The organism is Polaribacter irgensii 23-P (genome assembly GCF_000153225.1).
GTDB classification, from domain to species: domain Bacteria; phylum Bacteroidota; class Bacteroidia; order Flavobacteriales; family Flavobacteriaceae; genus Polaribacter; species Polaribacter irgensii.
On record NZ_CH724148.1, the window covers coordinates 302,940 to 314,539 of the forward strand.

9 protein-coding genes, 1 tRNA gene and 1 pseudogene are annotated in these 11,600 nt (G+C 34.4%); 5 read left to right on the forward strand and 6 right to left on the reverse strand.

Features of this window, described 5'->3' with window-relative positions; all coding sequences use genetic code 11:
* Window positions 1-4 precede the first annotated feature (4 nt).
* Together PI23P_RS01290 and PI23P_RS01295 are read left to right on the forward strand one after the other, a co-directional pair.
* Window positions 5-1,429, forward strand: a complete 1,425-nt coding sequence (locus tag PI23P_RS01290) for a peptide MFS transporter (protein ID WP_004568893.1) — start codon at window positions 5-7, stop codon at window positions 1,427-1,429.
* Between the two features lie 114 nt (window positions 1,430-1,543).
* Entirely contained in the window at window positions 1,544-2,062 is a 519-nt protein-coding gene (locus PI23P_RS01295; protein ID WP_238299958.1) for a thioredoxin family protein, read from the forward strand.
* Here the strand turns inward: PI23P_RS01295 and PI23P_RS01300 are convergent.
* From PI23P_RS01300 to surE, 4 genes are all read right to left on the reverse strand, one after another.
* Entirely contained in the window at window positions 2,059-3,999 is a 1,941-nt protein-coding gene (locus tag PI23P_RS01300) for a ComEC/Rec2 family competence protein (protein ID WP_004568895.1), read from the reverse strand. The two genes, PI23P_RS01295 and PI23P_RS01300, sit on opposite strands and share 4 nt — an antisense overlap.
* 185 nt (window positions 4,000-4,184) lie before the next feature.
* Window positions 4,185-5,303, reverse strand: a complete 1,119-nt coding sequence (gene lpxB, locus PI23P_RS01305) for a lipid-A-disaccharide synthase (protein ID WP_004568896.1) — start codon at window positions 5,301-5,303, stop codon at window positions 4,185-4,187.
* 78 nt (window positions 5,304-5,381) lie between these two features.
* Window positions 5,382-5,669, reverse strand: coding sequence for a hypothetical protein (locus PI23P_RS01310; RefSeq protein ID WP_004568897.1), 288 nt, complete (start codon window positions 5,667-5,669; stop codon window positions 5,382-5,384).
* Window positions 5,657-6,427, reverse strand: coding sequence for a 5'/3'-nucleotidase SurE (gene surE / locus PI23P_RS01315; protein WP_004568898.1), 771 nt, complete (start codon window positions 6,425-6,427; stop codon window positions 5,657-5,659). The genes PI23P_RS01310 and surE overlap by 13 nt, the downstream gene beginning before the upstream one ends.
* Window positions 6,428-6,652: 225 nt before the next feature.
* Here surE and PI23P_RS01320 point away from each other — a divergent pair, with 225 nt between their 5' ends.
* Both PI23P_RS01320 and PI23P_RS01325 read left to right on the forward strand, forming a co-directional pair.
* Window positions 6,653-8,782, forward strand: coding sequence for a carboxy terminal-processing peptidase (locus tag PI23P_RS01320; RefSeq protein ID WP_004568899.1), 2,130 nt, complete (start codon window positions 6,653-6,655; stop codon window positions 8,780-8,782).
* Window positions 8,783-8,847: 65 nt separating this feature from the next.
* Window positions 8,848-9,291 (forward strand): acyl-CoA thioesterase, encoded by a 444-nt coding sequence (locus PI23P_RS01325; RefSeq protein ID WP_004568900.1) that lies wholly within the window; start codon window positions 8,848-8,850, stop codon window positions 9,289-9,291.
* 3 nt (window positions 9,292-9,294) lie between these two features.
* On the opposite strand, the gene PI23P_RS01330 is transcribed toward PI23P_RS01325, so the two are convergent.
* Both PI23P_RS01330 and PI23P_RS01335 read right to left on the reverse strand, forming a co-directional pair.
* Window positions 9,295-10,272 carry a type I phosphomannose isomerase catalytic subunit gene (locus PI23P_RS01330; protein ID WP_004568901.1) on the reverse strand — a complete coding sequence of 326 codons (978 nt, stop codon included), beginning with the start codon at window positions 10,270-10,272 and terminating at the stop codon, window positions 9,295-9,297.
* Window positions 10,273-10,694: 422 nt separating this feature from the next.
* Window positions 10,695-10,776, reverse strand: a tRNA-Leu gene (locus PI23P_RS01335).
* Between the two features lie 127 nt (window positions 10,777-10,903).
* Here PI23P_RS01335 and PI23P_RS01340 point away from each other — a divergent pair.
* A pseudogene (locus PI23P_RS01340) lies at window positions 10,904-11,600 on the forward strand (M20/M25/M40 family metallo-hydrolase); the annotation flags it as partial.

Genomic DNA, 11,600 nt, shown 5'->3' on the forward strand with positions numbered 1-11,600 from the left:
AAATATGAATAATTTAGTGAAACAGCCACATGAAAAAGAGCTTTTTGGACACCCTGTAGGCTTGTATGTATTATTTTTTGTTGAAATGTGGGAACGATTCTCATATTATGGAATGCGCGCTATTTTAACATTATATCTTGCAGCACCAATAATTCTTGGAGACCCTCAATCTGGTTTTGGATGGTCTAATGGAGAAACACTCTCTTTCTACGGCACATATACCATGTTTGTCTACCTCACCTCTATTCCCGGGGGTTGGATTGCGGATAAATTTATTGGTCAGAAAAAAGCAGTGATGTTAGGAGGTATTTTACTGTGTATTGGTCACAGTATTTTAGCGATTGATGCACAATGGGCATTTTTTACGGGATTACTTTTTATTGTGATTGGTGTTGGATTTCTTAAACCAAATATTTCAACAATGGTGGGTGGCTTGTACAAACTAGGCGATGATAGAAGAGATAAAGGATTTTATGTTTTTTACATTGGTATTAACTTAGGCGCTTTTTTAGGTGCCTTAATTGTAGGAGCCGTTGCTGCTAAGTACGGATGGCATTCCGGTTTTGGTCTGGCTGGAATAGGAATGGCATTAGGTCAAATAGTGTATATGTACGGGACAAAATACCTAGGAACTGTTGGCGAATTTATAGGAAAAGCAGACTCGCCGAATAAAGATCTTTTAAAAAAGCCTCTAAATAAAATAGAAAAAGATAGAATGCTTGTTATGTTTTTATCTTTTTTAATCATCATTGTTTTTTGGGGAGCATTTGAGCAAGCTGGTGGGTTAATGAGCTTGTATACCGATCAAAAAACTGACAGAATATTATCATTTTCATTACCGCTAATTGGCAATGAAATTCCAGCCGCTGTCTTCCAATCTATCAATGCCTTCTTCATTATTGTTTTAGGAACTGCTGTTGGAAGTTTCTGGCACAAATGGAAAAACAAAGGGAAAGAATCCTCTTCTCTATTTAAAATGGCCATTGGTGTTATTATAATGGCCTTTGGATTTTTATTTATGAGTAAAGCAGCCTCTGAAATATTAATGAACGGCGACGAAGTAGCAGAAAAATCAGCAATGATTTGGCTTGTTCTTGCCTATCTTTTTCACACAATAGGAGAATTATGTGCTTCACCCGTTGCCTTGTCATTTATCACAAAACTAGCGCCAATAAAATATGCCTCATTTATGATGGGTGCTTACTTTGCCGCAACTGGTTTAGGTAACAAAGTAGCAGGATTTATTGGTGGCCTTTCAGAAAATGCTGGGGATTTTGAAATTTTTACGGGCATCGCAGTGACTTGTACTCTTTTTGGTCTTTTGATCATTGCAATATTAAAACCTTTGAAACGGTTAACCCATGGTGCTGAAGATTACAAAGGAACGAAAAACGAAGAAACAGGAGGTTTTGAATTGGCAGAGAACTAAAAATATTTAAAACCTCATACTTTAAAAAATTATGAGGTTTTTTTTGTGCTCTAAACCAGTATGCAAAAAAAGTTTATTTTTGAACTCCTTATGATATACACGAAAACAAAACATATGAAAAAGATATTGTTCATTTTAATAATTGTGGTATCCATCGCAAAATCAAAGGCGCAAGAAAAAGTAAACTGGCTTACTTTTGAGGAAGCAATTGCCCTAAATAAAAATACCCCAAAACCAATTTTAATTGATGTGTATACGGATTGGTGCGGATGGTGCAAGAAAATGGACAGCGATACCTATTCAAATCAAATCATTGCAAAAATTATCAATGATAATTTTTATGCAGTAAAATTAGATGGCGAAGGGAAAAAAGATATTATCTACAAGAAACAAACTTTTACATTCCAAGAAAACGGAAAAAAAGGCTATCACGAATTAGCAGGGGCATTATTGAATGGAAATCTCTCCTACCCTGCCACAGTTTTTATGAATAAGGAAGAAGAGTTGATTCAAAATGTACCTGGCTATCACCAAAAGGAAGAATTTGAAGTACTGCTCACTTTTTTCACGAATGAAAATTATAAGAACTACAAATGGAAAGATTTTGAAAATAATTTCAAAAGCAACTTTTAAGGCTCGTTTTCTAAAACAAAAGCACCTTTTTGGGCCGTGTTGTAGAAATGAATCTTATTTTCGACGGAAACCGTTCTCCAATGATCAACCTGACTTTTATAGTTGGAACCATCGACTACAATAAGACTTGGTTTTAAAGTTTCGAAAAGTCTCTCCAAATTAATTTTTGGCGAATGTTGTAATATGACGATCGGATTTCTTAAATTTTGGATTTGATACATACCTAAGCTATCGACAAGTAAAATATCTTGAGAATTGAAACGGATATAATTCTTAAAATTTATTTTTTTTATTGTGCTAAAACGCTTGCCACTTAGATAAGGCTTTAATACTTTCATTGCTGTTAATTTCACCGAATCTACAGAGGATTGAATTTCCAATTCCTTTCCATTTCTTAAACCGATAATGGCAGCTCTACTTTTATGAAATACAATGAAAGTCTCCGCATCATTTGCGCATATTTCTTCAAATAAGTATGCACTTTGAAGACAAAGTATTGCCAGTAAAAAGCAACCCAAACGCCAAGTGTTCTTTTTTATTAAAAACAGCACGCCTGTAAAAAGGAGCCCATAAAAAACCAATAGCATTAAAAATGAAATTCCTAAATCTTTAAACAAAAAACTCTCTTGAAGTGAAATCCAATTCACAAAACCATTCATTAAAGAAATTAAACCTCCATAAATCACCACTAAAAAAGAAGGAAGCAACTGCAGTAGTGACAATACTACTACTACAATTCCACCCATTAAAATAAACCCTAAAAAAGGAATAATAACGACATTAGACACTATAAATAATCCAGGAAATTGATGAAAATAATAGATACTTAGGGGCAAGATTCCTGCCTGTGCAGCAATTGATACTGTAATTAACTGCCAAATTTTTCTACTTATTATAAACCTTGGTGAATACAGGACCACTAGTTTTGGTTGCAGCCATACAATTCCAAAAACAGCTAAATAACTCAGCTGAAACCCTACATCAAAAAGAAACATTGGCTTGACAATTAACAGTAATAACATCGAAGATATTAAAGAAAATTCAACACGATTCCGGCGCTTTACTGCCTGCCCAACGGCTACAAAAGTAAACATGGTTACGGCCCGCACCACAGAAGCAGAAAGTCCCGCAATAAAAGCAAACGCCCAAAGCATCAAAACAATACTAAAAGCTTTTAAATACCTCCCGTTCTTTCGTTTTTCCAAAGGAGATAAAAGAAAGGTTAAAATCAGTAGGATAATGCCCACATGTAGCCCTGAAATAGCCAAAATATGGATTGCGCCTGCAGCTGCATAATGCGATAATAACTCTTTAGAAACGGCTTGTCTTTGACCTAATAATAGGGCACTAAGTACCGCAAGCTCATCCTTTTTAAAACCTTGACTTGACAAAGAATATTGCACTTTATCTCTAAACCCTCCTGCAATGCCTTGAAGTGTAATCTGCGATTTTGCATATTTAAGAAACTGATAGTTCTCTAAAAACAACTGATGATAAATGCCTTGTTTTGCTAAGTATGCTTTGTAATTAAATTGACTTGGATTTAACGGAGGCAACACATTTGTGAAAAAAGAAGAAACTAGAATTAGCTCATCCACTTTAAGATTTTTAATGGTGCTGTCTTTTTGTAGGTTTAGCAAAATACTTCCCCTTGTTTCCTCTTTGTTTACTTGAATAACTTCGGCCCTATATTTTTTGTGGTAAAAAGTAGGATTTAGAATCTTTGAAATTCTTAAAACAACTTTGGAATCTCTATTTAAAAAGGAAGAATACGCATTTTTGAAATTTCGAGTATCATGGATATATACCGAGGAAATTCCGATAATAAAAAATAAAAGAAAAGCAAGAAGTGTGCTTTCTTTTTTTTTTGGACCCCAATTAGAAAAAGTAATAAAATAAAAAAAACAAAGAAGATCTTCGGGAATCCAAAAGTCCAAATTTGACTATAAAATTGAATTGTGATTCCAAAAATCAAAAACACCAACAAGTGCAAAGGCACATATTTGAATAAAGGGTTCATAGCAGGCTGAAGTTACTAAAAATAAATAGCAACCTGCACTTTTCTTACACAGCTTCTTTCTAATTAAAATCCTTTACAACCAAAAAACCTATAGGCAAGATCTTATTTTGATATTTTTAGTCCCGCTATAATTTGAGATGCTACTTTTCTTGAGGCCCCTTTTCCTCCTAACTTTTTCTCTAATTCAAAATAAGATAAAAACATGCTTTCTCTATTGGAAAACTCTAAAATCTTTGTGAGCTCCGCTTTTAAATCCTTCTTGTTAAAATTAGATTGAATTAATTCTTTAACCACTTCTTTGTCCATAATTAAATTTACCAAAGAGATGAATTTAAGCGTAATAATCCTTTTTGCAATCTGATATGAAATCGTTCCGCCTTTATAGCAGACCACTTGTGGCACTTTAAATAATGCTGTTTCCAGAGTTGCCGTGCCAGAAGCAACCAAAGCAGCATAAGAAACACTTAATAAATCGTAGGTTTTATTATTGATAAATGCCACTTCTGTAGCACCTATAATTTTTTTATAAAAAGACCAATCCTGACTTGGAGCTCCAGCAATCACAAATTGATAGTCTGAAAAATTAGGAACTAAGGTCAGCATTACAGACAGCATCTTTGTAATCTCTTGCTTTCTACTTCCTGGCAACAAGGCAATAATTTTTTTATTACTCAGATGGTGCTCTTTTCTAAAGTGTACCTCAGCTACTTGCACCCTATTTGCAATAGCATCAATTAAAGGATGCCCTACAAACTCGACTGAATATCCATGCTCTTTATAAAAACTTTTTTCAAAAGGAAGAATGACAAACAACGCGTCAATATCTCTTTTAATATCTTTTATTCTCCGCGCCCTGCTTGCCCATACTTGTGGAGAAATATAATAATTGGTCTTAAAACCCCGCTCTTTTGCCCATTTAGCAATTCGCAAATTAAAACCAGAGTTGTCTATAAAAATAAGCACATCAGGAGAAAAAAGTGCAATGTCTTTTTTACATAATTTTATAAAGCTCAACACTTTAAATAGATTTTTCAAGACTTCAAAGAAACCCATAAAAGCTCTCTCTTTATAGTGACTGACAAGAGAACCTCCAGCAGATTGCATTAAGTCCCCACCCCAAAAGCGAATGTCTGCACTGGCATCTTGGCAATACAATTCTTTCATCAGATTTGCACCGTGTAAATCACCTGAAGCCTCGCCAGCAATTATATAATATTTCATACCTCTTCAACTATTTAGTCGAACACCGTCAGCCTTATAATGAAAAGTGCTAAACTGTGTCCAAGGAAATGATACTTTTTAATTTAGCTTAAAAATTAATGTTATCAATGCGATCATTATCGTGGCAAAAAGTACTCCTTTTGCCCTGTTATCCTGTCTCTTTTTAATAAAAATAAAAAATACAAATAGATTAGGAATCGCAGCCAAAGAAAGAACTCCCCCTTCTAAACCACGTTCTTTTATCATTTCTAAAGAGACTTCAAAACTATAGACAATACAGTACTCTAAATATAAAAAAGCACCTCCCAACGTGGCAAATATGGCTATTAAATAACCAATAATAAAATCTTTTTTTACAACTCCCAAGCATTTAATTTTTGAATCATATGATGTGCGGTCAGATCAAATTGAACCGGTACCACAGAAACATACCCATTTTCTAATGCATATATATCAGTATCTTGTTCTTTGTCTTTACAAACAAATTCTCCTGAAAGCCAATAGTACTCCTTGCCAAATGGGCTTGTACGTTTGTCAAATTTTTCTTTCCAAGAGCCATTTGCCTGTCTACAAATCTTAATACCTTTAATTTCGTGATTTTTAAAATCAGGAATGTTTACATTCAAAACCACCCCTTCCGGAATTCCTTCTAACAAGGCATTCAGCACGATTTTCTTCACGTATTCCTCGGATGCCTCAAAGTCAGCATCCCATTTATAATCCAATAAAGAAAAACCGATTGCTGGCACTCCTTCGATACCAGCTTCAATTGCAGCACCCATTGTGCCTGAATAAATAACATTAATAGAAGAATTTGCTCCGTGATTAATTCCAGAAACACATAAATCAGGCTTTCTATTTAAAACTTCATTAATCGCCATTTTTACGCAATCTGCTGGAGTACCGGAACAGGTATATTCTAATTGTGGACCGTCATCAATAGTAATTGGATTGCACGTTAATACCGTATCCATTGTAATTGCGTGTCCCATACCACTTTGTGCTTTATCAGGGGCAACTACTACCACGTCGCCAATCGCATTCATTGTCTTTATCAACGCTCTAATTCCCGGAGCTGTAATTCCATCATCATTTGTGACTAAAATCAACGGTTTTTCTTGCATATTGCTTTCTTTTAACTGCAAATGTACTTTATTTAAACTATTTTCTTTTTAACAATTTGTAAAGAATATAAGAACACATTTTTCTTTAAATTTGTAAAGAATATTTTAAGATACATGACAAAATACCAAAAAAACGTTTGCCAGTGCCACGTTTAAAAAAGGTTTTATTCTAGAAACTCAGAAATAAAAAAGTAATATTAAAATTACACACAACACAACAGGTTTATGAAAATCACAAATAAATTCACCATTGCTTTTATTGCATTTTTACTAATTTTCACAAGCTTACAGGCAAACAATACGTTTGATACAGATTCGGATCCAGAAAAGGATAAAATATTAATTTATGTTTTAAAAAATATTTTAACCAGAGGACATTTTGTTGAAAAAGATATGAACGATGCTTTTTCAGAGCAGGTCTACAAAAACTTTATTGACGGTTTAGATCCCAGTAAACGTTATTTTACACAAGTAGATTTAAAGAAGTTTTCAAGGTTCAAGTATGAAATAGACAATCAATTATTAGCAGACGACGTTGCTTTCTACAATACGGTCTATCAAAGTTTTATCAAGAAAATTAAAAACGCAAAATCCTATTATGGCGCACTACTAGCAAGCCCTTTTGATTTTAATAAAAATGAAAGTATAGACATCGATTATGAGAAAACTCCATTTGCAAAAGACGAAAAAGAACTAATTGATTATTGGCGCAAACAATTAAAATTAAATGTCCTTAGTAGAATTCAAGACAAACTAGAAAAACAAGAAGCGCAACTAAAAGAAGATAAAAAGTTTAATATCAAGTCATTTAAAATTTTAGAAAAAGAGGCCAGAGCAAACATTTTAAAAAACATGGATGAACTGTATTTAAGAATTGAAGAGTTGGAGCATGAAGATTGGTTTTCTACTTTTTTAAACAGTGTTGTTGGCGCTTTTGATCCACACACTACGTATATGGCGCCTAGAACTAAAGAACGGTTTGATCAAGATATGTCTGGTAAATTGGAGGGAATTGGAGCACGTTTAGTAAAAAAAGGCATCTACACGGAAATTTTCGAATTAGTTTCAGGAGGGCCAGCATGGAAACAAGGCGACCTTGAAGCGGGTGACATTATATTAGAAGTGGCACAAGGAGCAGCAGAACCTTTAGACATTGTTGGCATGCGTTTGGATGACGCTATCAAATTTATCAAAGGCAAAAAAGGAACGGAAGTGCGTCTTACCGTGAAAAAGAAATTAGATGGTTCTACAAAAATAATTTCTATTACACGAGATGTTGTTGAGTTAGAGGAAACTTTTGTGAAGTCGTCGATTGTCGAAAAAGAGGGCAGAAAATACGGGTTAATTGACTTGCCAAGATTTTATATTGATTTTTCTGACATCAGTTCTAGGGACTCCGCAAAAGATATGGAAAAGGAAATTGAACGCTTAAAAAGTGAAAATGTTTCTGGACTCCTAATAGACCTAAGAAATAATGGTGGAGGATCTTTAAAAACAGCCATAGAAATTGCTGGTTTATTTATACCCGAGGGTCCTATTGTCCAGGTAAAATTTCGAGGACGCGCACCTGAGGTGAAAAACGATACTGACCCTAAAATGCAATGGAATGGTGCAGTGGTTGTTTTGGTAAATGAATTGTCTGCTTCGGCATCAGAAATTTTTGCTGCAGCCATGCAAGACTATGGGAGAGCTGTAATTATTGGAGGAAATCAAACCTATGGTAAAGGGACTGTACAAAGCGTAATTCCCATTAATAATTTTTATCCAAATTACGAAAAAGATTTAGGTGCTATAAAGATGACCATTCAAAAGTTCTACAGAGTCAATGGTGGTTCTACACAAATTGAAGGTGTATATTCTGATATTGCGATGCCAAATAAATACAGCTATATGAAATTTGGAGAACGCGATTTAGAAGGTGCTTTAATTTGGGACAAAGTTCCACAAGCAAAATACACCAAGACAAATTCCTATGAAAATTTTTCAGAGGTTGTAAATAAAAGCAAAAATCGGGTTGCGTCAGATCCGAAGTTCAAACTAATAAATGAGTATGCAAAATGGTTGAAATCAAACCAAGAAAACACTACATACTCACTGAGCACAGCAATGTTTTCTACAGAAAGTAAAGTACTCGAAAAAACATCGAAAAAATACGCTGCCGCTTTTGAATACAACTCTAACCTTCATTTTAAATCACCTAAATATGAATTTCCTTTGATAAAAAAGGACAGTGTTTTGGGTGACAAACGCGCTGCGTGGCATACCAATCTAGCAAAAGACATGTATGTGGCAGAAGCCCTCAATGTACTACAAGATTTAAAGCTTAAAAATACCCGTAAAATTACAAAGAATTAAATTTATAATAATCTTTAAGACCTGAGAAAATCTAAAATTTTTCAGGTCTTTTTATTTTTTAAACCATGACTTTCCAAGTAACTTTCCCCACAAAATGGTCTGATTTTGATCCAAACAGACACATGCGTCATACTGCTTACAACGAATATGCTGCAGAAATTAGAGTGCGCTATTTTGCAGAACACAACTTTTCAATTGCTGTATTTACAAAGCACAATTTGGGCCCTATCTTATTTACAGAAGAGACCTCTTTTCGCAAGGAAATTCATATTGGCGAAAATATAACCGTAAATCTAAAACTACAAGGAGTTTCTGAAAACAACGAACGCTGGAAAATTGTGCACGAAGTTTTTAACGAGGCGGGAAAACTTTCTGCAATTATAAAGGTCTATGGAGCTTGGATCGATCTTACCAAAAGAAAATTATGCATACCTCCAATAGAAACAAAAGAAATGTTTGATTTTGCAGAAAGAACAGCAGATTTTGAAGCAATCTCTTTAAAAAAATAAATATTACAAATACACTTCTAAAAGTTTACTTTCTTTTGAAATCGATTTTAAATCTATATGTGTTATTGTTGCTGGCAAAAGCAGAGTTTCTCCTTTTCTAAGTGAGAATGTTTCATTTTTGCAATTCAATTCTACAGCACCCAACACACAAATATAGATTACAAAAGAATCTAATTTTGAAAAGTCTTTCTGAAGGCTACCCTCAATAATTAATATGTTCGTAGTAAAGTAAGGAGAGTGTACTAAAGTATTCGAAACATTCTTTTTTGTTTCATACCTTGTTTTATAGGACTCATGGCATTCAAAGTCGATTACATCGATAGCCAAGTCATTGTGTAAATCTCTTAACGCACCCGTCTTCGCATCTACTCTATTATAATCAAACATTCTATAAGTAATGTCTGAAGTCTGCTGAATCTCTGCTAATAAAACACCTGCTCCAATAGCGTGCACTCTTCCAGTAGGAATATAAAAGGTATCACCTTCTGCCACATTTTCATGGTGCATAAGATCTAAAATTGAGCCGTCTGCCACGCTCTTTTGGTATGCATCCTTTGCTAGCTTTTTATCAAAACCGACAATTAATTCTGCAGCTGTATCTGCCTCCATCACATACCACATTTCATTTTTACCAAAAGAATTGTGGCGTTCTTTCGCAATTTCATTTCCTGGATGTACTTGAATAGACAAGGGTGTTTTGGCATCTATAAACTTTATCAACAATGGAAAGTCGTTCCCAAATTGCTCATATACCGGCTTTCCTAAAAAGGACCCTTTGTACTCTTTTATTAAATTACGCAGTGTTCTCCCTTGTAAATTACCATTAGCAACTACAGTTTCACCGTCTTCTACATCAGAAATCTCCCAAGACTCTCCAATATTGGTCTCAGAATAATCTTTATTTAATACCGACTTTAACTTTTCTCCACCCCAAAGTCGATACTTAAAAATAGGAACAAATTTTAAAGGATATAATTCCATGATCTAAATTTTTATTTTTTTATATGAAAAAGCCAAAGTTTCCAATTTAAAAGCATCGCTAGACACTTAAAACACGCGAACAGCACTATACACTTAACGTTTACTTACAGCTTTCTCTTTCTAAATGCAAAGATAGACAACAAAGGCTTTCAGTAGGTCTAATAACAAAAAATAAGAATAAATTGACAAAGCGTTACCAGTAGAAGAGAACACCATTCATGTTTTTAAGGATTGTGCATCAAACAAGTAGCTACCAACAAACTTAATCTTTCACGTTTTATCGATTTCTAATATTAATTTCGTGCCCAAAATATATTTGTGTTAATTTTTGAGAAAAGAAGATGGAACCACAGAAATCACACTGCTACTAAAAGCAAGAAACCTCAACGCATTGTTTACCAATTTGTTGAGGTTTTTACTTGTACAGGCGGAGAGACTCGAACTCTCACACCTTGCGGCACTAGATCCTAAATCTAGCGTGTCTACCAATTCCACCACGCCTGCATAAACTGCAAGTAAACTTGCAATAATTCCCTAGATTCGGGATGCAAATATAAACAATAGTTCTAAACTACAAACGTGTTCATTATAATTTTTCTACTTTTGATCTAGAATTAAAAAAAACCCATTTATGAGTACAATTCAAAACTATATAGAAGAAAATAAAGGCCGCTTTTTAGAAGAGCTTATAAGTTTACTAAAAATACCCTCTGTAAGTGCAGACAAAGCTTATAAATCAGACGTCTTACACACAGCTGACTTTGTATTAGCAAGCTTAAAAAAAGCGGGATGTGATCTTGTAGAGATGTGTGAAACTCCGGGATATCCTATTATTTATGGAGAAAAAATTATTGATAAAAACTTACCTACGGTGCTCGTATACGGGCATTATGATGTGCAACCCGCAGATCCTATAGAACTCTGGACTTCGCCTCCTTTTGAACCTGTAATTAAAAAAACTGAAATTCATCCAGAGGGCGCTATTTTTGCAAGAGGGGCTTGTGATGATAAAGGGCAAATGTACATGCACGTAAAGGCATTAGAATATATGACCACTACAGGAAATTTACCTTGTAACGTGAAGTTCATGATCGAAGGGGAAGAAGAAGTTGGTTCTGAAAGTTTGTCTTGGTTTGTACCCAGAAATATCGAAAAGCTTGCCAATGATGTTATTTTAATTTCAGACACTGGCATGATTGCAAATGACATTCCTTCTATCACCACAGGTTTGCGTGGCTTGAGTTATGTTGAGGTTGAAGTTACGGGTCCAAACAGAGATTTGCATTCTGGCTTGTATGGGGGTGCTGTTGCAAATCCCCATCAATATT